General features: G+C 59.8%; 20 protein-coding genes. All 20 read right to left on the bottom strand.

Annotated elements, in window-relative coordinates; genetic code table 11:
- Nucleotides 1–56 precede the first annotated feature (56 nt).
- Nucleotides 57–1,022 (bottom strand): gluconeogenesis factor YvcK family protein, encoded by a 966-nt coding sequence (locus NX84_RS06955; RefSeq protein ID WP_039675243.1) that lies wholly within the window; start codon nucleotides 1,020–1,022, stop codon nucleotides 57–59.
- 63 nt (nucleotides 1,023–1,085) lie between these two features.
- The gene (gene rapZ / locus NX84_RS06950) at nucleotides 1,086–1,967 is read right to left on the bottom strand and encodes an RNase adapter RapZ (protein ID WP_082013929.1); all 882 of its coding nucleotides are present in this window, start codon (nucleotides 1,965–1,967) and stop codon (nucleotides 1,086–1,088) included.
- A gap of 114 nt (nucleotides 1,968–2,081) precedes the next feature.
- Nucleotides 2,082–4,136 carry an excinuclease ABC subunit UvrC gene (gene uvrC, locus NX84_RS06945; protein WP_039675239.1) on the bottom strand — a complete coding sequence of 685 codons (2,055 nt, stop codon included), beginning with the start codon at nucleotides 4,134–4,136 and terminating at the stop codon, nucleotides 2,082–2,084.
- Nucleotides 4,136–4,699, bottom strand: a complete 564-nt coding sequence (locus tag NX84_RS06940) for a PH domain-containing protein (protein WP_039675237.1) — start codon at nucleotides 4,697–4,699, stop codon at nucleotides 4,136–4,138. The genes uvrC and NX84_RS06940 overlap by 1 nt, the downstream gene beginning before the upstream one ends.
- Before the next feature lie 90 nt (nucleotides 4,700–4,789).
- Nucleotides 4,790–5,272, bottom strand: a complete 483-nt coding sequence (ribH, locus tag NX84_RS06935; protein WP_039675235.1) for a 6,7-dimethyl-8-ribityllumazine synthase — start codon at nucleotides 5,270–5,272, stop codon at nucleotides 4,790–4,792.
- Between the two features lie 36 nt (nucleotides 5,273–5,308).
- Nucleotides 5,309–6,571 (bottom strand): bifunctional 3,4-dihydroxy-2-butanone-4-phosphate synthase/GTP cyclohydrolase II, encoded by a 1,263-nt coding sequence (locus NX84_RS06930; RefSeq protein WP_039675232.1) that lies wholly within the window; start codon nucleotides 6,569–6,571, stop codon nucleotides 5,309–5,311.
- An 11-nt stretch (nucleotides 6,572–6,582) separates the two neighbouring features.
- A complete protein-coding gene (locus NX84_RS06925; protein WP_039675230.1) occupies nucleotides 6,583–7,197 on the bottom strand; it encodes a riboflavin synthase in 615 nt (204 codons plus the stop codon).
- A 7-nt stretch (nucleotides 7,198–7,204) separates the two neighbouring features.
- Nucleotides 7,205–8,203, bottom strand: coding sequence for a bifunctional diaminohydroxyphosphoribosylaminopyrimidine deaminase/5-amino-6-(5-phosphoribosylamino)uracil reductase RibD (gene ribD / locus NX84_RS06920; RefSeq protein ID WP_255209179.1), 999 nt, complete (start codon nucleotides 8,201–8,203; stop codon nucleotides 7,205–7,207).
- 8 nt (nucleotides 8,204–8,211) lie between these two features.
- On the bottom strand, nucleotides 8,212–8,889 hold the full coding sequence (rpe, locus tag NX84_RS06915) for a ribulose-phosphate 3-epimerase (RefSeq protein WP_039675226.1): 678 nt from the start codon (nucleotides 8,887–8,889) through the stop codon (nucleotides 8,212–8,214).
- Between the two features lie 28 nt (nucleotides 8,890–8,917).
- The gene (locus tag NX84_RS06910) at nucleotides 8,918–10,459 is read right to left on the bottom strand and encodes an RsmB/NOP family class I SAM-dependent RNA methyltransferase (RefSeq protein WP_039675224.1); all 1,542 of its coding nucleotides are present in this window, start codon (nucleotides 10,457–10,459) and stop codon (nucleotides 8,918–8,920) included.
- Nucleotides 10,456–11,421 (bottom strand): methionyl-tRNA formyltransferase, encoded by a 966-nt coding sequence (gene fmt, locus NX84_RS06905; protein WP_039675222.1) that lies wholly within the window; start codon nucleotides 11,419–11,421, stop codon nucleotides 10,456–10,458. The genes NX84_RS06910 and fmt overlap by 4 nt, the downstream gene beginning before the upstream one ends.
- 71 nt (nucleotides 11,422–11,492) lie before the next feature.
- Nucleotides 11,493–12,002 (bottom strand): peptide deformylase, encoded by a 510-nt coding sequence (gene def, locus NX84_RS06900; protein WP_039675220.1) that lies wholly within the window; start codon nucleotides 12,000–12,002, stop codon nucleotides 11,493–11,495.
- A 91-nt stretch (nucleotides 12,003–12,093) separates the two neighbouring features.
- Nucleotides 12,094–14,127: a primosomal protein N' gene (locus NX84_RS06895; protein WP_039675218.1), complete on the bottom strand. Its 2,034-nt coding sequence runs from the start codon at nucleotides 14,125–14,127 to the stop codon at nucleotides 12,094–12,096.
- Nucleotides 14,128–14,138: 11 nt separating this feature from the next.
- Entirely contained in the window at nucleotides 14,139–15,362 is a 1,224-nt protein-coding gene (gene metK, locus NX84_RS06890) for a methionine adenosyltransferase (protein ID WP_039675216.1), read from the bottom strand.
- A 132-nt stretch (nucleotides 15,363–15,494) separates the two neighbouring features.
- Nucleotides 15,495–16,736 (bottom strand): bifunctional phosphopantothenoylcysteine decarboxylase/phosphopantothenate--cysteine ligase CoaBC, encoded by a 1,242-nt coding sequence (gene coaBC / locus NX84_RS06885; protein ID WP_039675214.1) that lies wholly within the window; start codon nucleotides 16,734–16,736, stop codon nucleotides 15,495–15,497.
- Nucleotides 16,737–16,847: 111 nt separating this feature from the next.
- The gene (gene rpoZ / locus NX84_RS06880; protein ID WP_039675212.1) at nucleotides 16,848–17,150 is read right to left on the bottom strand and encodes a DNA-directed RNA polymerase subunit omega; all 303 of its coding nucleotides are present in this window, start codon (nucleotides 17,148–17,150) and stop codon (nucleotides 16,848–16,850) included.
- A gap of 38 nt (nucleotides 17,151–17,188) precedes the next feature.
- The gene (gmk, locus tag NX84_RS06875) at nucleotides 17,189–17,758 is read right to left on the bottom strand and encodes a guanylate kinase (protein ID WP_039675210.1); all 570 of its coding nucleotides are present in this window, start codon (nucleotides 17,756–17,758) and stop codon (nucleotides 17,189–17,191) included.
- Between the two features lie 8 nt (nucleotides 17,759–17,766).
- Complete coding sequence (gene mihF, locus NX84_RS06870) at nucleotides 17,767–18,087, bottom strand: integration host factor, actinobacterial type (protein ID WP_039675208.1); 321 nt, start codon at nucleotides 18,085–18,087, stop codon at nucleotides 17,767–17,769.
- 259 nt (nucleotides 18,088–18,346) lie between these two features.
- On the bottom strand, nucleotides 18,347–19,207 hold the full coding sequence (gene pyrF, locus NX84_RS06865; protein WP_039675206.1) for an orotidine-5'-phosphate decarboxylase: 861 nt from the start codon (nucleotides 19,205–19,207) through the stop codon (nucleotides 18,347–18,349).
- A complete protein-coding gene (gene carB / locus NX84_RS06860) occupies nucleotides 19,191–22,532 on the bottom strand; it encodes a carbamoyl-phosphate synthase large subunit (protein WP_039675204.1) in 3,342 nt (1,113 codons plus the stop codon). The genes pyrF and carB overlap by 17 nt, the downstream gene beginning before the upstream one ends.
- Nucleotides 22,533–22,543: the final 11 nt, after the last annotated feature.

Genomic DNA, 22,543 nt, shown 5'->3' with positions numbered 1-22,543 from the left:
GGCAGGGCTTCTATCGCACCTTGCCTGCCGTAGTATGCAGCAGGTCCACGCTTCGACTATTCAGCCTCGCTGGCATACTCGCTATAGAGCTCGTTAAATACCGCAGCAAGTTTATCCGGACAATGCTTATTAAGGATCTGCCCGTTGTCATCGACCTGGCACACGTCTCGGAAAACCGCGGTCGCTCCTAACACGCTTGCAGCACGTTGGACAAAAACGCGCTCGGATTCATTGGGCAGGCTTTCACTATCGACGATGACGCGGTCTACCCGCAGATTCGGAGCATGTTGTGCCAAGACGTGAAGGTGACGCTCAGCAGAAAAACCTTGGGTCTCCCCTGGCTCGGCCGACAGATTCAGCACGACAACGCGCAGCGCATCAGAGGACGTAATTGCTTCCACAATGTCCGGAACCAACACGTGCGGCAAGACGGAGCTAAACCACGATCCAGGCCCCAACGTAATCATGTCCGCCTTATGCAGAGCATCGAGCGTATCTGGGTTTGCATCCGGACGTTCCGGAATGATGCGCACGCGGCGTACCTGTCCCACCGTCGACGCAACGGCCACCTGACCGCGAACAGAGCGCATGACTCGGGGGTCGTCGTCAAGCCCAGCTACATCCGCTTCAATATTGAGCGGAAGATTGACAGACGGGAGCACGCGCCCAGCGGAGCCTGTGAGCTTAGCTACAGCGTCCAGCGCTGCCTGAAAATCACCCAACACGTCACTCAATCCAGCGATGAGCAGGTTGCCCACGGCGTGGCCAGCCATGGCGCCATTGCCACGGAAACGGTGCTGCAAGGTCGTCGCCCACAGCTGGCCCTCCTCAGAATCGCTGGACAACGCTGCCAATGCCATGCGCAGGTCCCCGGGCGGAATAATGTCGAGTTCACGGCGAAGCCGGCCGGACGAACCGCCGTCATCCGCCACCGTCACGATGGCAGAGATCGCTTCGGCGCCCGTACGGCGAGCTGCCAGCAGGGTTTGGTAAAGGCCATGGCCTCCGCCAAGGCTGGCCATGTGAGAAGGAGCTGAGGTCACGTAGGTACCGGCTTTCGATGTGTGGTGTGAGAGAGAGTGAAACTAATCGCGATTGATGTCGCGGTGCAGCGTGCTGACGTCGATGTCCCCGCGCTCACGCAGTCGGCGCGCGATTTCTTCAGTAATCGCAACTGAGCGATGGTGACCACCGGTACAGCCAATGCCTACCGTGATGAAGTTCTTTCCTTCATGGCGGTAGCCAGTCAGCATCGAATCAAACATGTTGATGAAGTTCTGGATGAAGGGCTCTGCAGCGTCTCGTGACAAGACGTAGTCAGCTACAGGTTCGTCCGTACCGCGGTAGCCGCGCAGTTCCGGGACCCAATAAGGATTGGGAAGAAACCGCACATCGACAACGAGATCGGCATCGCGCGGTGAGCCGTGCTTGAAGCCAAAAGACTCAAGCGTGACGTGCTGGCGTTCATGCCCCATCTCGCCGAACGACGCCTCAATGGCCCGGCGCAGATCATGAATAGAAAGATTAGTCGTATCGATAATGATGTCCGCACGGTTGCGAATATCCTGAACGGCCACGCGCTCACGCTGGATACCTGCCTTGAGGGTCTCTCCGTCCTGGAGCGGGTGGGTTCGGCGCACCGAATCGAACCGGCGGATAAGGACATCATCGCGTGCATCAAGGAAGAGCAAAGTCGGTTTCATGTCCAGTTCTGCCAGCTCGTCGAGCGTCTCCGGAAGGGAGCCAGGGAACATGCGGGAGCGCACATCAGTCACCGCCGCGATCTTGGTCACCGGCGAGTCCGGACGTGCACAAAGCTTGAGCAGGTCAACGATGGCCTTCGGCGGGATGTTGTGGGCCACGTAGTAGCCCTTATCCTCCAACACCTTGGCTGCCGAGGTTAGGCCTCCACCGGACATGCCGGTCACCAAAATGGGCGGGGAATCAAACAACGTCATGGCCTCTATTCTTACCACCTCACCTGAAGATTCGGTGTGAATACGGCAACGATACCGTGAAGGGGTACAACTTCCTACGGAGAGGTGCGCGGCCCTGTGGGCGCCTAATCCTTCTGTCGGGACTCAATTCTTCTGCAGGTGGTCATACACCGTCTGCGCGAGCTTCGGTCCAAACCCCTTGACCTCTGCGATATCCTCCACGCTGGCTTCCTTGAGCTTCTTCACCGAGCCGAAATGCTTGACCAAATCAGTGCGGCGTTGTGGCCCCAAGCCTGGTACGGAGTCCAGCACTGATGTCCGCATGCGCTTGGAGCGCTGTTGACGGTGATAGGTAATGGCCACGCGGTGTGCCTCATCACGCAGGTGCTGAAGGAGGAATAGCGCTTGCGAATTGCGGGGAAGAATGACTGGTTCATCGTCACCGGGAACCCAAATCTCCTCCAGACGCTTAGCCAAGCCGATCAGTGTGACATCGACAATGCCCAGTTCGTCGAATACTGCCTGGGCAGCTGCAACCTGGGGCGCGCCGCCATCGACGATGAACAGTTGGGGAGGATAGGAGCTGCGCCTAGACGTACTGGCTGCTTCCTCACGCACTCGTTCGTCAGAGAATGTGGTGTTCTCCAGCTCCTCATCCGGCACGGCGCGTTTGTCGTCGTGATGGTGTTTGAAACGGCGTCGGGTCACCTCAGCAATGGAGGCCACGTCATTGGAATGTCCGTCACCGGCGGCTTCCTTGATGCGGTAGCGGCGGTAATCCGATTTACGCGGCAGACCATCCTCAAAGACAACGAGGGAGGCCACAACATCGGTGCCTTGGATGTGCGAGATATCCGTACATTCGATGCGCAGCGGTGCGGAGTCCATTCCCAAAGCTTCCTGCAGTTCTTGCAGTGCTGCCGACCGTGCGGTGAGGTCACCGACACGCTTGAGCTTGTGCTGACGCAGTTGCTCCTTGGCATTGCGTTCCACGGTCTCCATGAGCGCGCGCTTATCGCCGCGCTGTGGGACGCGCAGGTCCACTTGGGCGCCGCGCAGTTCCTCTAAGACGATTTTGACTTGCTCAGCTTCCTCCGGTGGGACCTGCACCAAGATTTCACGCGGAATAGCGTTGCCGCGATGCACGTCGGTGTGGGATTCTTGGTCCACTCCCCTGCGCTCTAGTTTGGCGTCCTCGGCGGCTTCTTGGCGCTGCCTGTCGACGGCATCGGAATAGAACTGCACAAGGAAGTTCTGGATAAGTGCCGGCAGGCCGGGGTCCGGTTTTCCTTCCTCGATAGGCTCCGTCGTGGCCTGATCGCCTGAGCGCTCTACTACCCACCCTCGCTGGCCACGGATACGGCCTGCGCGCACATGGAAAATCTGTACTGCTGCTTCAAGCTCATCGGAGCAAAACGCAATGAGATCGGCGTCGGTGCCATCAGAAAGCACCACGGCCTGCTGCTCCATGAGCTTGTCAATCGCGCCCAAGTCATCGCGGAGGCGCGCGGCCAGTTCGAACTCGAGGTTTTCCGAGGCTTCCTCCATTTCGCGGGTCAACCGCTTACGCACTGGTGCCGTGTTGCCGTTCATGAAGCTTATGAGTTGGTTCACCGTCTCACGGTGATCTTCGGGGCTCACCCGGCCAATGCAGGGCGCGTCGCACTTGCCGATGTAACCCAACAAGCACGGCCGACCTAGGCGCTCGTGGCGGTTGTACACGCCTTTAGCGCACGTGCGCATGGGGAACACACGGGTAAGGAGATCGAGTGACTCACGTACTGCCCACGCATGCGAATACGGGCCGAAATAGCGTACGCCTTTGCGGCGCGGGCCACGGTAGAAAAATGCGCGCGGGATAGTCTCCCCCACTGAAACCGCGAGCATGGGATAGGTTTTGTCATCGCGGTACATGACATTGAACCGCGGATCGAAGCGCTTAATCCAGGTGTATTCCAGCTGGAGTGCTTCTACCTCGCTGGCCACCACGGTCCATTCCACCGACGCGGCTGTGAGAACCATCTGGCGGGTCCGCGGATGCAGTTGCGTAATGTCCTGAAAGTAGTTGGACAAACGTGCACGGAGGTTCTTTGCCTTGCCCACGTAGACAACGCGGCGGTTCTCATCCCGGAATTTATAGACGCCCGGGTCCGTAGGAATGCTTCCAGGAGCCGGGCGGTAAGTCGTGGGATCAGCCACTAGTCATCCTGCGGCATGTAGCGGGCTTCAAGGTCGCGGAAGGAACGCACCTTCGGAATCACGTCAGTCTTATCGCCGGATTGCAGCGCCCACACCGGAACGTACTCGAAGTCCGGCAACTCGATGCGCGCCATACGTGAACCTTCCGGGAAGGACAGGCCATAAATCACTTGCCAAGGGTAAAAACGCGTACCCACAATGTTGCGAACCTCCACACCGTCAGAATTGGCGCGAAGGCGCGGACGGGTAAGAGCGAACCAGGACAGCACAGAAATCAGTACGCCGACGCCGGGGAAGGCGAACTTATCAATAGTGGTCACGCTGGCACCGGTAAAAGACAAGCCCACGGTGAAGCCCATGAAGAGGTGCGCCGCCATGACAAGGATGACCCAGACAATCGCTACCTTACGAAGGAAAGGTGAACGGGCCTCGTATTCCCAGGGCTTCGTCGACGTCTTAGCAAAGGGATCAGCACTGGTATAGGCCAACACCTGCTCATCGCTCAGTTCGGGGCGAGCAGCGAGCGGCTGCTGCTTCTCCGAAGGAACCTGTGGGTCCGTCATCGAGTCCTCCATCCATGTATCACTCCCGCTTCTCGACGTATCTTGTCACGGCTTGTCACAGCAAGGGCCGCGTGGCCTACTTACTGCGGGCTACTGCGGGGTCGACTCGTTTAGTGTACGCAAGGTGTGCACGGTTTCTAAAGCTGCGTGCATGGATTCCGCGCCCTTGTCTTCGGCGGAGCTTTCAAAACCTGCGCGGTCAACAGCTTGGTCATACTCGTTGACAGTAAGCACGCCATTGCCTACCGGCGTCGACTCATCCAGAGCAATGCGGGTAAGACCCTGTGTTACCGAGTCACACACGTAATCAAAGTGCGGTGTCCCCCCGCGTACAACGCATCCCAGTGCAACGACGGCATCGTGCGTACGTGCCGCAGCCTGGACCACCACAGGCAGCTCCAGTGCCCCGACGACGCGCACAGCAGTGACCGTGGCGCCCGCTTCTTCAGCGGTTTCAATAGCGCGGCGGTGCAGCTGATCGCAGATCTCCTCGTTCCACGTCGCCGTCACCACAGCCACGCGGACGCCTTCGCCGGAGACATTCTTCGGGGTAGGCAGGCCTTCTTTGCTCATTGTGTGCTCCTTTGAGAACGTTGAAGTCGAAAACGTTTAAGAGTGCTTCTTGTCCCACTCTGCCACCTGCGGCAGGTCGTGGCCCATACGGTCGCGCTTAGTGCGCAGGTAGGCAATGTTATCCGCCGTTGCTGGGGTAGCCAGCGCAGTGCGTGCAGAGGCATCAATGCCAAAGCCCTGCAGTCCTTCGCCCTTGTGCGGGTTGTTGGTCAACAGGTTCACGGAGGCTACGCCGAGGTCTCGCAGAATCTGACCGGCCACGGAATATTCGCGGGCGTCTTCTGGCAGGCCTTGCTCGACGTTAGCGTCAACGGTATCCAACCCGCCGTCCTGCAGGCTATAGGCCTTGAGCTTGTTGATGAGCCCAATGCCCCGCCCTTCCTGGCCACGCAGGTAGATAACAATGCCGCGTCCAGCTTCCTGTACCGCACGCAGAGATTCCTGCAGCTGCGGGCCGCAATCGCAGCGCTGGGAGCCAAACACGTCACCGGTAAGACACTCCGAGTGCACTCGCACCGGCACATCCGTGGCGCCGGCGTAATCCTTGATATCACCGACGACGAGTGCAACGTGCTCGCGCTTGTCGACGTCATTCCGGTAACCCACCGCTTTAAACTCGCCGTGCTCAGTGGGCAGGCGGGTTTCTACTTGACGGGTAACTTGCTGCTCGTTGTGACGGCGCCATTCGATGAGTTGTTCAATGGAAATCATGGTGAGCCCGTGTTTATCGGCGAAGCGACGCAGCTCCGGAGACCGCGCCATATCGGTCGGGTCCTCTTCAGAAACGATCTCACACAAAACACCTGCTGGGCGCAGCCCTGCGAGGCGGGCCAAATCGATGGATGCCTCGGTATGACCATCGCGCTCGAGCACGCCATTGGGGCGTGCTGCGAGGGGAACCACGTGGCCCGGACGGGTGAAGTCCGCGGGCACTGAAGAAGGATCCGCCAACGCGCGAATCGTCTCGCAGCGCGAGGTGGCGGAGATACCCGTGGAGCCGTTGGCTAAGTCCACCGTCACCGTGTAGGCAGTGTGACGCACGTCTTGGTTCACGGCCATCATTGGCGGCAGGTTGAGACGCTCACAATCCTCCGGCAGGAGTGGTGCGCAAATGTAGCCGGAGCTATAGCGCACCATAAAGGCCACGAGTTCAGGAGTGGCCAGCTCAGCAGCAAAGATGAGGTCACCCTCGTTCTCGCGGTCCTCGTTGTCCACGACGATGACAGCTTTGCCGGCCGCGATGTCCGCGATGGCTTGGTCGACGCTATCTAGAGTGAAGGTTGAATCTGCGGCGGTCATAAGGTTTAACTCTATCCCTCTGAAGAATGCGCAGTGACGTTAGGGTGAACCATCTTCTCCACATACTTGGCAACCACATCAACTTCAAGGTTGACCATCGCCCTAGGCTCTAGGGAACCGAATACGGTATCGCGCAGGGTGGTGGGGATGAGCGAAACCTCAAAGTAGTCCTCGCCCACTGCCGAGACAGTCAGGGAGGTTCCTTGCACGGCGATGGAACCTTTCTCCACCACGTAATGCGCTAGCCCCTGCGGGAGGCTGAAACGCAGAACTTCCCAGTTCTCCGACGGTGCCCGTGACAGCAGCTTCGCCGTTCCATCCACGTGTCCTTGGACAATGTGTCCGCCGAGGCGTGTAGTGGGAAGGACCGCACGCTCGAGGTTGACCGCCGAGCCAATCGATAGTTCTCCCAAAGAACTGCGATTGAGGGACTCCTGCATGACATCGGCGATAAACGTGCCTTCGCCAAGCTCAGCTACGGTCAGGCACACACCGTTGACCGCGATGGAATCACCCAACTGGGCGTCCTCCACAACTGTGGTCGCGGCGATTCCAAGGCGCACGGCATCGCCTTGTTTCTCCACGCTGTCAACGCGACCGATTTCTTCTACAAGTCCGGTAAACACCGAGTCTTTATCCTTTCCTCTGATACTCAACAAGCAGGTCATCGCCCAGTTCGATGACGGAGTGACGGCGCCAACGCGGTGCATCGGCCAGCGTCGTTGTAACCGCGTGCGTAAGCACACCTGTGCCTTCCCCGAGGATCACATTGCCTAGGTAGGCCTGGATCCAATCGATGTACCCGAGCTCCAGCATGCTGGTGGCGAGCCCCGCTCCACCTTCCACGAGCACGTCACGGGCACCACTGGCATACAGTTCAGCTAGGGCCTGCTCAGGCGTGGCGTAGTGCTCGAAACCTAGACGTGCCAGGTTTTGGGCGCCGTGCTTGGCGACGTCCCTGCTGCCCACCACGACACGCCGCGGCTGATGGTCACGCAATTCACCGTCTGGGTAGCGCGCGGTGAGTGAAGGGTTATCGGCCAACGCCGTGCCGGTGCCAATGAGGATGGCATCGCGCCGAGCGCGGTCGATATGGACGTGTTCGCGGGCCTGAGCACCAGTAATCCATTGGCTCGTGCCGTCTACCGCAGCGGTAAAGCCGTCGAGGCTTTGGGCAAACTTCAGCGTGACATGTGGCCGGCCCAAGTCCATCGCGGTGAGCCACGGAATAAGCGCATCCTCGACTCCTACGGGCGCTTCAAGCGTGCCGACGGTGATACCGGCCGCTGCTAGTGCCGCGGCACCGCCCGCTGCTTGCGGAGTGGGATCAGGATGGAGGAAGTACACGCTGGCCAGGGAGGAGTCGATAAGCGCCTGTGCACACGGTCCCGTACGGCCGGTGTGGTTGCAGGGCTCCAAAGTCACCACGGCGGTCCCGCCGCGGGCCTTCTCCCCCGCCGCCTTGAGCGCCATAATCTCCGCATGGGGACCGCCGGGTGGCTGCGTGTGTCCCACTCCAGCAATCTCACCGGCGGCGTCCAGAATGACCGCCCCGACGGGTGGATTGGGACTGGTGGTACCTCGTGCTTGGGCGCCGGCCGACATGGCTAGGCGCAACGCATTCTCAATCAAAGCTCTAGTTACAGCGTGGCTAGGCGGCGCAATTCGTCGACAGCCGCGGCCTTATCCGCCTGCTTGTAAATGGCGGATCCCGCCACGAAGGCATCACAACCGGCTTCTGCGGACTGGCGGATGGTATCGGCAGAAATGCCACCGTCGATCTCAATGAGAACATCAAGACCGCGCTCATCAATGGCCCGACGCAGCGTACGGACCTTATCGAGTTGCTCAGGCATAAAGCTCTGACCGCCAAAGCCCGGCTCCACGGACATGACGAGAACCTCGTCGAAATGCTCCAAAGAATCCAACCACGGTTCAATCGGTGTGCCCGGCTTGATGGAAAATCCTGCACGCACACCGAGAGCACGAATCTTCTGCGCGAGCGCTAGCGCAGCGTCCTTATCGGCGACAGCCTCAACGTGGAAGATGATGCAATCAGCGCCGGCCTTGGCATAGGTCTCGACCCACTTTTCTGGCTCCTCAATCATGAGGTGCACGTCAAGGGTTTGCGTCGTAATGCCGTCTACGGTGGCGGTGATGTCCGGGCCGAAAGACAAGTTGGGGACGAAATGACCATCCATAATGTCAACGTGGATCCAGTCCGCGTTGGCAACTGCGCGGACTTCCTCACCAAGTTGGGTAAAGTCGGCGGCCAGAATGGACGGGGCAATGATGGGACCAGACTTTTCTGCAGACATGTCACTCAGCCTAGTCCCTTCGTCCCCTCTAGTCCGCGAGTCGGCGAAGGACTGCGAAAAACATGGCGTCGGTGCCATGACGATGCGGCCACAACTGCGCGGAGAGTTCGCTGCCCACATTGCCCATGTCCGGCAGAAGTTGGCGCGCATCGAGTTCTTCAATGCGCAACGCTGCTCCCTCGCTGTGCTGGGCGACGGCCGCGTCGACAATCTCGCGGGTTTCGCGCAGGTCCGGCGAACACGTCGAATAGACCACAACGCCTCCCGGGCGAACCAGGTTAAGTGCGGATTCGAGAAGCTCTGCCTGCAGTGAGGTGAGGTCCTTGATATCGGATTCAGACTTGCGCCATCGGGCCTCTGGTCGGCGACGCAGGGCGCCAAGGCCGGAGCAGGGGGCGTCGACAAGAATGCGGTCGAACCCCGGCTCGAGGCCGGGCGCGCGGCCATCGGCCGTATGCACACGCACCGGTAAATCCCTCGCGGTCTTCTCCACGAGCTTCGCTCGGTGCGGGGACACCTCGATGGCGTCGACAGTAGCGCTGTCGATGCGCGCAATAGCTCCCATGAGCGCAGCCTTACCACCTGGCCCTGCGCAGAGGTCCAGCCAACGGCCGGTGTCGTCTCCGATTAGGGGAGCCTCCGTGACCGCGCGTGCAATAAGCTGCGAACCTTCATCCTGTACCGCGGCCATGCCTTGGCGCACGGGTTCCAGCGAACCTGGGTCACCGTGCTCCAGATACACCGCGTACGGCGAATACTTTCCTTCCTCGCAACCAGTCATGAGGGCTAGCTCTTCTGCAGTGATCTCACCTGGACGTGCTACTAGGTGCACGATTGGCCGCTGCGAATCAGCCTCCAGCGCCTGCTCCAACTCATCTGCGTCACCTAAAGCTCGCGCGAAAGAGTGGGCAATCCACTCGGGGTGGGCGTGGCGGAAGGCTAATGCTGCAATCTCGCCGCTCGGTGTCAGCTGTTCCAGCCACTCTTCTGCTGGCGTGCGGGTAATAGTGCGCATGATGCCATTGGCAAAACCTTTCGCCTTCTCGTGGCCAGCTGCCTCGACAAGGCGCACGGTGGTATCGACGGCTGCATGCGCCTCCACGCGGGTATAAAGGACCTGGTAGGTACCCAATCGCAGTGCTGTAAGCACCTCCGGCGCAATCGCGTCGAGTCCACGGGAAGCACATGTCGCGATAACCGCATCAACCACGCCTTCGGTACGCAGGGCGCCATAGGTGAGTTCTGTAGCAAACGCCGCATCACGTCCAGTGAGCTTGTTCGCGCTCAAGGCTTTGGGCAACGTGAGGTTAGCGAAGGCATCATCAGCATCCACACGACGCAGCACGTCAAAGGCCACCGCTCGCGGGACATCGACACCGCTGCGGCGCGCGGCTTGAATCAGCGAGTCAGTAGGGCGAACGCGATCATTTCGGCGTCCCGCGGTGCCCCGATTGTTGTGGCGCGCTGAGGCACGCTTCTGCGAGCCGACATGACCCTTTTTGTCGTGGTTCTTCTGTCCCCGATCAGCCGGGTCACCAGACTTACTGCGAGATCTGAATCCTCCGCTCACGAGAAAGTCACCTCATCCTGTTCATCCTTGGGCAACTGGCTGCTCAACCCTCTGCCCCAATCGGCAGCATTCATCATCTTCTTGCCTGGCGGCTGAATCTGGCCCAAACGCACTGGGGCGCTGCCCGTACCGACGACGACTTCCTTCTTAGCGAAGCGCACCTCGCCCGGACGCAACTCAGCCTCGCCTGGTTCAGCAGCAGCTAAGCTGACCGGACCGACTTTAAGGCGGGACTCACCCAGCAACGTCCATGCACCTGGGCCTGGAGTATGGGCGCGGATGTGGCGGTCGATGACGTCGGCAGGCTGTGCCCACTCAATTCGGGCATCCTCAGTAGCAATCTTGTGCGCGTACGTCGGTTCACCTTCCTGCGGCTGCGGGGAAATGCTGCCGTCTTCGAGACCATCCATCGTCTCCACGAGAAGGTCCGCCCCTGCGTAGGCAAGGCGGGTGAGCAGATCATCTGCGGTATCGGTGGGCTGAATTCGCTCCTCCAAAGTCGCAAGGATGTCACCGGTATCCAGCCCCTTGTCGATGCGGAAGGTGGTGGCTCCAGTGACCTCATCCCCGGCAGCAATGGATGCTTGTACTGGGGCCGCGCCGCGCCACGCGGGAAGCAGGGAGAAGTGCAGGTTTACCCAACCGTGGGCCGGAACCTGGAGAAGGTCTTCAGTAATGAGGTTGCCATAGGCCACCACCGGAATGGCCTCGGGAGACAGCTCCGCGAGACGTGCGCGGAGAGCATCGCCGTCCTCAGTCCCCGGCTTCAGCGTGGTTGGTGTCAGCACCTCGATGCCATGCTTCTCCGCCAAAGCCTTGACCGGACTCGGATGGAGCGTGCGTCCACGGCCGCGGCGGGCATCGGGGCGGGTAATGACAGCAGCAACCTCATGGCGGGAAGCAATGAGCTTCTCCAGCGCCACGACAGCTGGCTCAGGTGTTCCGGCGAAAATGATGCGCACTGTAAGACTCGTACCTTTCTAATAGATGTGTAGGAGGGTTCCCTATGGGAGTTCGCGAATGCTGTTGTGCATCAAGCGTTAAACCAGTCTGATTCTCGGATGGCCTTCATAGATTCCTTCCGCAGCTCAGTACTCAAGCGCTGTAGAAAGAGCACTCCATCAAGGTGGTCGGTCTCGTGCTGAATGCACCGCGCCATAAGGCCCGACGCCACCATGGCGAGTGGCCGCCCTGACGTATCGAAACCACTCACTCGGACCGTGTTGAAGCGTTCAGTTGGTTGCGAGATGCCCGGGATGGATAAACAACCCTCGGTTCCCAGCTGGGTCTTATCCCCTACGGCCTCCCATGATGGATTAATAATGGCTCCACGAAGCCCATCTTGATAATGCGAGCAGTCAAAGACAAAGATGCGCTTGGTCAGGCCTATCTGGTTAGCTGCAAGGCCCACTCCACCGGCATCCTCCATTGTCTCGAGCATGTCTTGAGCGAGGCGCTCGAGGGAGGGACCGAACTCGGTAACCTCCTCGGCACGGGTATTCAGGACAGGATCGCCATATAAGCGAACCTCGCGCACAGTCATGGTGAGTACTCCTCGTCGTTGGGACGTTCTTGACCGACAATAGTTCACCGCACAGCGTCCGCGCCTACGAGGTCCCCCTCGTGCGTGGCGGCTAACCTATGTTGATGGGATCGACGGCGATACGTAGCGGCAACACATCTTTGCGTGCACTGCGCACCGCGTTCGCGGTACGTAGCGCCACACCAAGTTCCGAGCGTGGCCCTAGTGGAGTGCGCACCAACAATCGCTGAGGCTCACCGCCGCGCTCGCGGTCATAGTCGCCCGGCAGGCTCACACCAGGCGGCAAAGGCACGGGGCCAAGAAGCTCTGCATGTTCTGGGAGTTCTACAAGCTCGAGGAAGGAATCCAAGGAAGCATCGGCACCATCGATTGCCGCCATGTGCACTGCGGGTGGGAAACGCACCTCCCGACGTGCGTGCAACTCCGCGGCAGCAGCGCCCACCATGTCCCAGTTCATGAAGAAACCCACCAAGGGTAGCTGCTCATCAGCGGCCACAACGACCACACCACCAGCTTCCGCTGGGCGCACGAGTGTCGCCGCAGCAGCCCACTTAGCCAGAGTATCTTCCGTTGCGCGCAAATCTTGGCGGCCGAGCAACGCGCCGGTCTCCACGAGTAATGCTGCGCCGTACTGCCCATTGTCCGCCACGTGAGGTTCCGCGCCTGGAGTTGCAATAACGAGAGCCGGGCCCTGTGGGATTTCATCGACCACCTTCGAGCCCCCTGACTGAATAATGCGAGTCTGGGGGAAGGCCCGACCTAGTTCCTCCGCGGTGCGCTCGGAACCTAACACAATAGCGCGCAGGCGTGGTGAGCCGCATTCGGAACAGCGATAGTGTGTGTCTACTCGCCCACACCAACGGCAGGTAGGCAGAGAAGCCGACTGAGAATCGCTACCGCTGGCGGCGGGTAGACCCAGTGGGCCGTTGCAGTGACGACAGCGCGCTGGGGAAAAACATTGCCCGCACGCGAGGATAGGTGCGTAGCCTTTGCGCGGTACCTGAACGAGGACCGGCTCGCCTCGGTCGAGGGCTGCTCGCGTGGACTGGAAAGCAGGACCAGAGACCGAGGTGGTACCTCCCTGCATGTGCCTAGCGAGGTTTACGCCGAAGGCACCTACCGGGACGATGTCCGGGCGAGATGCTTTAAGAGCCTCTTCTGTGGGGACGAGGTTGTGAGCCCACCCAGACTCCACCAAGAGTTGAGCTTCAGCAGTGCGCGAATGTCCAGCCAAAATCAAGCTGCAGCCTTCGTGTGCAGAACGCGTGCTGAGTACTTCGCGAGCATGGACATAGGGCTTGAGATTATCCACAAGGTTATCGTCACCATCGTTGAGAATAACCGCGAGCTGTAAATCCTTGACGGGTGCGAAAGCCGCTGAGCGCGTTCCGATGACAATGCGGGATTGACCAGTCAGTGCTGAAAGGTAGCGCCGGTAGCGCGCCTGGGGTCCAGTGCTATGAGCAAGGACAGTGATCTGCTTGGCGGAGACAAACTGCCGGAAGGCCTTTTCCAGCCGGTCAAGGTCGCGCTGATCGGGAACGACCATGAGCACTCCCCCGCCCTTGAGTGCCACGCTCGAGCCGAGAGCTGCGAGTGCCTCAGCCCAGTCGGCGCCAGGCGCAATTTGCCAGGCCGCACGAGCGATGTGCCCTGCTAGAACTGAGTCAACGAAAGACTCTCCATGTGCATACCGTGACCAGGAAGAAAGATCTGGGTGTTCAGTGCTCCCCAACTCGTCCCACGGGGTCTCCAGATCTGCCTCTTCTGCCTTTGCATGACGCGCAGGAATGGCCGTGCGAATGATGTCAGAACGCACCCCGCCATAGCGTGCCGCCAGTGATTCCACCAGTGCTGAAATTACGGGTGTGTAGACCGCATATGGTGAGATGACGCGGTCAATATAGCGCAACGATCCCTCAAACTCTGAGTCACTACCGCGGGCGAGGAGGATGGCGTCAACGAGCCGACCGTTGAAGCGGATGCGCACGCGTACACCTGGCTGAGCAGCCTCTGAATCAGTTTCGTCGATGAGATAGTCAAAGGCACGGTCCAGGTGTGCGACCCCCAATAAAGGCAACACCCGCCCGACCGGTTGGTGGGCGGCGGGTGTCTTCTTGGGCATAACGCCCGATTCTACAGGCCGGCGGCGCGGCGTAGATCCTCAGCGCGGGAGGTGTCCTCCCACGGCAGGTCGACGTCGGTACGGCCGAAGTGACCGTAAGCGGCAGTCTTGCTGTACAGCGGGCGCTGCAAGTCCAAATCGCGGATGATGGCAGCCGGGCGAAGGTCAAAGACCTTGTTGACAGCGGCCTGGATGGCGCCGTCGGTCAGCCCTTCCTTAGCTGTCCCAAAAGTCTCTACGTACAGGCCTACCGGCTTAGCACGACCGATGGCGTAGGCCACCTGAACCTCGGCGCGGTCAGCGAGACCGGCAGCCACGATGTTTTTAGCTACCCAGCGCATTGCGTAAGCAGCAGAACGGTCCACCTTGCTCGGATCCTTGCCGGAGAACGCGCCACCGCCGTGGCGGGCCATGCCGCCATAGGTATCAACGATGATCTTGCGGCCAGTTAGTCCGGCATCACCCATGGGACCGCCCAAGATGAAGGAACCAGACGGGTTGATGAGCAATTCAGTCTCGTCGGTGTAGTACTTGCCCAACTCGGCATCATCAACAACCCATTCCACCACGTGCGTACGCAGCTGCTCGGCGAGCCATTCCTGCGTGACATCCGGATCATGCTGGGTGGAGATAACGATGGTTTCTAGGCGAGTAGGAACATCATCTTCGTCATAGGCGAAGGTCACCTGAGTCTTACCATCGGGGCGCAGGGAGGGAACAATTCCTTCCTTGCGCACCTGGGTCAGTCGGCGGGATAGGTGGTGAGCCGTGGAAATCGGTAGCGGCATGAACTCAGGCGTCTCATTAGTGGCGTAGCCGAACATGAGGCCTTGGTCGCCGGCGCCGTACTGGTCATCATCCTCATAGTCACCGGAGCGCACTTCGGTGGAAGCGTCCACACCGGCGCCAATCTCCTGGGACTGCTCACCAATGGCAACGTTGACACCGCAGGTGTGGCCATCGAAGCCAACGTCGGATGAGGTAAAGCCGATGTCCACGAGAGTCTTGCGAACAATCTGCGGGATTTCGACGTAACCAGAAGTGCGGACCTCGCCCACAACGTGGACCTGGCCCGTGGTCACCATCGTTTCGACGGCAACGTGGGCATCGGGGTCGACCTCCAGAAGGGCGTCAAGAATGGCGTCCGAGATCGCATCACAAATCTTATCCGGGTGACCTTCTGTCACGGATTCGCTGGTGAAGAGGCGTACTGCCTGAGTAGCTGATTCAGTCACACATTGTCCTTAAGCTAGTTCTGCGCGCCGTGGAGGGAACAGAGAAAGCTGGTACAAAACTCAACTTAAAGTAGCGGCGCGTTGATACCAGCCCATCGTAGACCAAGCGGTCTACAGCTGCAAGAACGAGCGCTACATCGGAAGTATTTCATTCACTGCATCAAGGATCTGTGCCGCCACTGCTTGTTTGCTGCCATGCTCCACCACTACCGGTTCCGTATCGCGCCGAAGGATCCACCCCGCGCTGGTGGATTGTCCAAAGACCTTGCCTTCGCCCACTTCATTGGCCATGAGGACGTCACAGCCTTTTCTTTCAAACTTCTGCTGGGCGTACTCGAGGACGCTTGTAGTGGCATCACCGGTTTCGGCAGCGAAGCCTACAATGACGGCGTCTTCGTTGATTTCTCCACTGGCGCGACGCGACACGAGGCCCTTGAGGATATCTGGATTCTCCACAAGTTCAAGGCGCGCCAAATTCTCGTCGGCAGCGCCCTTTTTCATCTTGGAATCAGCCACGTGTGCTGGGCGATAGTCCGCTACTGCGGCGGCCATAATGACAATATCGGCATCTGCGGAGTGCTCGTTCATGGCGGCCTCCATATCGCGTGTTGAGGTCACGCGTACCACTTCGGCACCGGAAGGAACTGGAAGGTCCTCGGTATCACCAGCCACGATGGTGACATCGGCACCACGTTGCGCGGCAATCTCCGCTAGTGCAAAGCCTTGGCGGCCCGACGAGCGGTTGCCAAGGAAACGAACCGGGTCAAGGTTTTCCTGCGTACCGCCGGCAGAAACAACAACCTTACGGCCCTTCCAGTCGAAGGGAACCGTGTGACCATCAATGACGGTCCGTGCAAACTCTGCGATCTGGCTCGGCTCTGGCAGACGGCCCGCGCCAGTGTCCTTGCCAGTAAGGCGTCCATGTGCGGGTTCCATAACGGTAATCCCCCGACGGCGCAGCGTTGCTACGTTGTCTTGGGTTGCCGGGTTCAGCCACATCTCCGTGTGCATCGCGGGAGCTAGAACTATTGGGCATGTCGCCACGAGTACGGAGGCAGTGAGCAAATCATCGGCGCGGCCACATGCTAGTCGCGCGATCAGATCCGCCGTTGCTGGGGCGATAACGACGGCATCTGCTTGTTGACCCAAAGCCACGTGCTGGACTTCATCCACCGCGTCAAAGACAGTTGTCGACACTGGATTGCCAGATAGAGCTTCGAAGGTGGCCGCACCGACAAAATTAAGCGCCGCTTCGGTGGGTACCACGCGCACGTCGTCGCCATGCTCTTTGAAGTCACGGATAAGGTGGCAGGCTTTGTAGGCGGCGATGCCTCCGGCCACACCAACAAGGATGCGGCGGTGGGTACTGGTCATGTCTGGGGTTTCCTGTACGTCCTTCACCCGGACGATGTTACCCAAGACGAACGAAACCCACCCAGGCATCTCGCAAGATGCACTAGGTGGGTAATCGACGACTAGTCGAGGTTAGTTGCCTTCCTCGTGGTCGAGGAGACCGGCCTCGATCTCGCGCAGGGCGATGGACAGCGGCTTCTCTCCCGGCTCCGGGGTCACCAGCGGTCCGACGAACTCGAAGACGCCTTCGTCTTGCTCCTGGTAGTAGCTGTTGATCTGGCGCGCACGCTTCGCTGCGAAGATCACCAGAGCATACTTGGACGAGACCTTATCCAGCAGCTCATCAATCGGCGGGTCAGTAATACCCGTTGGCGGATCGAAAACTGGCTCAGGCTTTACGGCCTCAGAATTAGCAGGTGTGGTCACGTTGGTCACATGCACCTTTACTGTTGGTAGATGGTCAAAATCTTGGTCTATCCACGCAGGATAGCACTAATAGCAGTTACGGCCTCATCGAGCTCATTGTTGACTACGACGTGGTCGAACTCCTTTTGCGCGGCAAGTTCCGTCTCTGCAGTCTGCAGTCTACGGTCGATGACATCTTGGGGTTCCGTTCCCCGCCCAGTCAGGCGCTCAACGAGAACGTCCCAAGATGGTGGGGCAAGAAACACAGTTTCTGCTTCCGGCATCGCCGCCTTGACGTTGCGGGCGCCTGCAAGATCAACCTCTACCAACACCGGACGGCCAGCCTGCAAAGCTTCCTGGACCGGCTGCGCCGGCGTACCGGAACGCTGCAAGCCACCGTGAATTTCTGCCCATTCGAGCATGTCTCCGGCGTCGATACGTTCTTGGAAGACCTCCGGGGTGACGAAGAAATAGTCAACCCCGTCGGTCTCGCCAGGACGGGGTTGGCGCGTCGTCATAGAGACGCTGAAGTAGAGGTTTTCGACATCGTCGCGCAGGCGCGAAACCACAGTGGACTTGCCCACTGCAGACGGCCCGGCCAGTACGACCAGGCGTCCGCGTGCAGTTTCGTCAGCCATTGCGCTATTTACTCGCCGTAGCCGAAACGCTCAAGCAGGGCGCGACGCTGACGGTCACCCAGGCCACGCAGGCGGCGGGTCTGAGCAATCTCCAGGTCCTCCATGATTTCCTTGGCCTTGACCTTGCCCACCTTCGGCAGGGCCTCGAGGAGAGCGGAGACCTTGGTCTTGCCGATGATCTCATCGGTCTCAGCCTTCTCCAGAACGTCCTGCAGGTTGGTCTCGCCGCGCTTCAGCGCAGCCTTGAGCTCAGCACGAGCCTTGCGGGCCTCAGCGGCCTTTGCGAGAGCTTCCTTGCGCTGCTCATCAGTCAACTTGGGAAGGGCCACGGGTTTCCTCCGATTTCATTAGTGTGAACATTTTCGTCTGATGGCTGGCACCAGAATCTCGGTTCTCAGGGGCGTAATTTCCCCAGCGGGAGATAGCTTTTGCTTCCTCCACGAACCGACTTCTGGCAATCCTAGCACTGGTCTGTACGCGATGACGTAACCCGGTCCCCTTGTTTTAAAGGTTCCTGCACGTCAACGCACATGCCTTAAACAAAATACCAGGTAAACGGCGCACTCGTTAATTGGGCACGCCGTTGACTTAATCGCGGAATTCTGCCGCGGTATCTATGACTGCTTTCCGCAGGTCATCGACCTTCGGGCCACACGAAAGAATGGCGCGAGACACGTTGGCAAAGCCCAACTCCGGCGCTGTTTTGGTCAGCGCTCGGACATCTGCGGGCGTAGCTCCTTGGGCACCCACGCCTGGAAGAAGCACCGGGCCATTCAATTGGTCTAACTCTGGCGGAGTGTCGAGCGTTGCTCCTACGACGACGCCCAAGGCACCGACTGTTGGGTCGGTGTCATCGCCGTGGGCTGCCACCGCCGCGTTGCGTTCTGCCAGCTCATCAACAACGCGCTGGGCTACGCTACGGCCTTCGACGCTCAACGATTGCAGAGCCTTCGCTTCCGGGTTGGACGTTGCCGCCAGGACAAACACTCCCCGACCTGATTGCTCGGCCATGGCGAAAACTGGGCTGAGTGCACCAACGCCGAGGTACGGCGAGACGGTCACCGCATCTGCTCGCAACGGGGAGTTCTCCCCTAGCCACGCCTCGGCATAACCCGCCATAGTCGAGCCGATATCGCCACGCTTGGCATCCGCAAGGCTGAGGCAACCGCTCTCACGCAAAGCCACCAGAGCTTCCTCCAGGACCGCGAAGCCTCGGGAGCCATAGCGCTCGAAGAAAGCTACCTGCGGCTTCACCATGGCTGCGGTATCCACGAAGGCTTCCACGCAGGTCATCGTGAAGGTACGAAGACCGTCAACGTCGGCAGGCAACCCCCAGGACTCGAGCAAGTGCGGGTGCGGATCAATGCCAACGCACAGACGCCCACGCTCACGGCCGGCGGCAACCGCCTTTTCGCCGAAGGCGACCGGATCTTTAGTTAGCTGGGGCATGCTCAAGCTCCTGGAGTGCGCGGACCTTCAGGTCGCCCCGGCGCAGTGCCTCGATGCCCTGCACCGCTGCGGTCACGCCCTGAACGGTCGTCACGAGCGGCACACCGACAGACACCGCAGCGGCGCGAATGTCGTAGCCATCGTGGCGAGCGCCGGCGGAGCCAGCTGGCGTATTAAGGATGAGATCAACCTTGCCGCTAAGGATGGCATCAACGATGGACTCCTGGCCCTCCTCAGCCTCAGAGACCTTGGTAGCTACCTCGCATTCCACACCATTGCGGCGCAGCATCTGCGCAGTACCGTCAGTAGCCACGATGGTGTACCCCATGTAGGCCAAACGCTGAATCGGGAAGATGAGCGTGCGCTTATCGCGGTTAGCCACGGACACGAAGACCGTTCCTTCCGTCGGCAACTCACCGAAGGCAGCCATCTCACCCTTGGCGTAGGCGGCACCGAAGTTATCGGCCAGACCCATGACCTCACCAGTGGACTTCATCTCAGGCGACAACAGCGTATCCAGCAGTTGGCCGTCAGGGCGACGGAAACGGTTGAACGGAAGAACCGCTTCCTTCACCGCAATTGGGTGCTCAAGCGGAAGGGAGCCGCCATCGTAGTTAGATGGGATAATGCCCTCCTCACGCAGCTGTGCAATTGAAGCACCGAGCATGACGCGCGCGGCAGCCTTGGCCAGCGGTACGCCCGTAGCCTTGGACACGAACGGCACCGTGCGAGAAGCACGCGGGTTGGCTTCGATGACGTAGAGGGTGTCATCTTTCAGTGCGTACTGAACGTTCATGAGGCCCTTGACGCCGATACCGTGAGCGAGGCGGCGCGTCGACTCACGTACCTTCTCAATATCCTGCGGTCCGAGCGTCATCGGCGGAAGTGCACACGACGAGTCACCGGAGTGAATGCCGGCTTCCTCAATATGCTCCATCACGCCGCCAAGGTAGACCTCCTCGCCATCGCAGAGTGCATCGACATCAATCTCAATAGCGTTGTCGAGGAACCGGTCCACCAGTACTGGGTGATCGGAGGTGATTTCAGTAGCGCGCTCAATGTAGTCACGCAGGGAGTCTTCATCATAGACAATCTCCATTCCGCGGCCGCCTAGAACATAGGACGGGCGGACTAGCACCGGGTAGCCGATGCCCGCGGCAACCTGGCGAGCCTCATCAAAGGACGTTGCAGTGCCAAACGCTGGGGCTGGCAGCTCAGCTGCTTCAAGAACCTTGCCGAACTCACCGCGGTCTTCTGCCAAGTCAATGGCTGCGGCGGAGGTACCAACGACCGGTACACCGGCAGCGGTGAGACGCTCTGCCAAACCCAGCGGGGTCTGACCACCCAGCTGGACGATGACGCCAGCAACCTCGCCGGACTGGGCCTCTGCGTGGTAGACCTCCATGACGTCCTCGAAGGTCAGCGGTTCGAAGTACAGACGATCAGCGGTGTCATAGTCGGTAGAAACCGTCTCCGGGTTGCAGTTAACCATGACGGTCTCGTAGCCCTCACGGGAGAGCTCCAGTGCAGCGTGGACACACGAGTAGTCAAACTCGATGCCCTGGCCGATGCGGTTCGGGCCAGAGCCCAAGATGATGACCTTACCCTTCTTACCCTCGGCCATCGGGCCGACTTCGGACTCAGCGTCAGGATCCATCTCATAGGCACTGTAGTGGTACGGGGTCTGAGCCTCGAACTCACCAGCACAGGTATCGACCGTCTTGTAGACCGGGCGAATACCCAGGGACCAGCGCAAGGAACGCACGCCGTCCTCGCCAGCGAACTCCGGACGCAGCGCAGCAATCTGGGCATCAGACAGGCCGAAGACTTTGGCGCGGCGCAAAAGCTCAGCATCGAGCACAGGAGCCTCAACAAGTTCGGTGCGGAACTGAACGAGTGCCTCAAGCTCCGCGAGGAACCAGGGGTCCACGTTCGAGTGCTCATACAGCTGTTCCACGGTGGCGCCGAGGCGGAAGGCCAGCTCGATGTCGTACATTCGGCCCTCAGTCGGGCGCTCCAAATCCTTGAGCACAGCGTCCAAGTCAGTAGCGCGCTCGCCGGCAAAGTACTCGTCTGGCTGGGTCCAGAATCCGGCAGGCTTGCCCTCCAAGGAGCGCATGACCTTGTTGAGGCCGGCGATGTAGTTGCGGCCAATACCCATGGCCTCGCCCACGGACTTCATCGTCGTGGTGAGGGTGTCATCGGCACCTGGGAACTTCTCGAAGGCAAAGCGTGGTGCCTTGACAATGACGTAGTCCAGCGTCGGTTCGAAGGCAGCCGGAGTAACACCGGTGATGTCGTTGCGAACCTCATCAAGGGTGTAGCCGATGGCCAGCTTGGCGGCCAGCTTCGCAATCGGAAAACCGGTGGCCTTGGAGGCCAGCGCGGAGGAACGAGACACGCGTGGGTTCATCTCAATGGTGATGATGCGGCCATCGTCTGGGTTGACAGCAAACTGGATGTTGCAGCCGCCGGTATCAACGCCGACCTCGCGGATAATCGCAATACCCTGATCACGCATCGTCTGGTACTCGCGGTCCGTCAAGGTCAAGGCCGGTGCCACGGTCACGGAATCACCAGTATGGACGCCGAGTGCGTCGACGTTCTCGATGGAAGCAATGACCACGACGTTATCGTCGCCGTCACGCATGAGCTCAAGCTCGAATTCCTTCCACCCCAGAATGGACTCTTCGATAAGAACGTTGGCTTCCGGGGACGCTGCCAAGCCACCACCAGCGATGCGCTCGAGGTCCTCCTCATTAAACGCAAGACCGGATCCCAAGCCACCCATGGTGAAGGACGGGCGCACGACTACCGGCAGTCCGAGTTCCGCTACAGTCTCGTGGACCTCCTCCATCGTGTGGCACACGCGGGAGCGCGCAGATTCGCCACCAATGGAGGCGACAATGTCCTTAAACTTCTGACGGTCCTCACCGCGCTCAATCGCGTCGATATCAGCACCAATGAGCTCGATGTCGTACTTCTTCAGAATGCCCAGGCGGTCCAACTGCACCGCGGCATTGAGGGCGGTCTGGCCACCAAGCGTTGCCAGGACTGCATCGATGGGGTGGCCCTCCTCCTTTTCCTTGAGGAGGATTTTTTCAATGAACTCGGGCTCGATGGGCTCGACGTAGGTGTGGTCGGCGAACTCTGGGTCCGTCATGATGGTCGCCGGGTTGGAGTTGACCAGCGTCACGCGCAGGCCTTCCTCCTTGAGCACGCGGCAGGCCTGGGTGCCGGAGTAGTCGAACTCACAAGCCTGGCCGATGACAATCGGACCGGAGCCGATAACCAGGACGTGATTGATGTCGTTGCGCTTTGGCATAAGTTTCTTCT

The sequence above is a fragment of the Corynebacterium minutissimum genome (genome assembly GCF_000805675.1).
Classification (GTDB): domain Bacteria; phylum Actinomycetota; class Actinomycetes; order Mycobacteriales; family Mycobacteriaceae; genus Corynebacterium; species Corynebacterium minutissimum.
The sequence above is the reverse complement of the archived record's forward strand: the minus strand, read 5'-3'. Positions and strand labels throughout refer to the sequence as shown.

Coding starts and splice junctions, on each gene's coding strand:
- NX84_RS06930 (WP_039675232.1), bottom strand. CDS start 6,571: ATGACCGCCGCAGATTCAACCTTCACTCTAGATAGCGTCGACCAAGCC.
- ribH (WP_039675235.1), bottom strand. CDS start 5,272: ATGAGCAAAGAAGGCCTGCCTACCCCGAAGAATGTCTCCGGCGAAGGC.
- def (WP_039675220.1), bottom strand. CDS start 12,002: ATGACTGTGCGCGAGGTTCGCTTATATGGCGATCCTGTCCTGAATACC.
- NX84_RS06895 (WP_039675218.1), bottom strand. CDS start 14,127: ATGCCCAAGAAGACACCCGCCGCCCACCAACCGGTCGGGCGGGTGTTG.
- carB (WP_039675204.1), bottom strand. CDS start 22,532: ATGCCAAAGCGCAACGACATCAATCACGTCCTGGTTATCGGCTCCGGT.
- gmk (WP_039675210.1), bottom strand. CDS start 17,758: ATGGCTGACGAAACTGCACGCGGACGCCTGGTCGTACTGGCCGGGCCG.
- rpe (WP_039675226.1), bottom strand. CDS start 8,889: ATGTCTGCAGAAAAGTCTGGTCCCATCATTGCCCCGTCCATTCTGGCC.
- coaBC (WP_039675214.1), bottom strand. CDS start 16,736: ATGACCAGTACCCACCGCCGCATCCTTGTTGGTGTGGCCGGAGGCATC.
- NX84_RS06955 (WP_039675243.1), bottom strand. CDS start 1,022: ATGGCCAGCCTTGGCGGAGGCCATGGCCTTTACCAAACCCTGCTGGCA.
- pyrF (WP_039675206.1), bottom strand. CDS start 19,207: ATGCCCCAGCTAACTAAAGATCCGGTCGCCTTCGGCGAAAAGGCGGTT.
- NX84_RS06940 (WP_039675237.1), bottom strand. CDS start 4,699: ATGACGGACCCACAGGTTCCTTCGGAGAAGCAGCAGCCGCTCGCTGCT.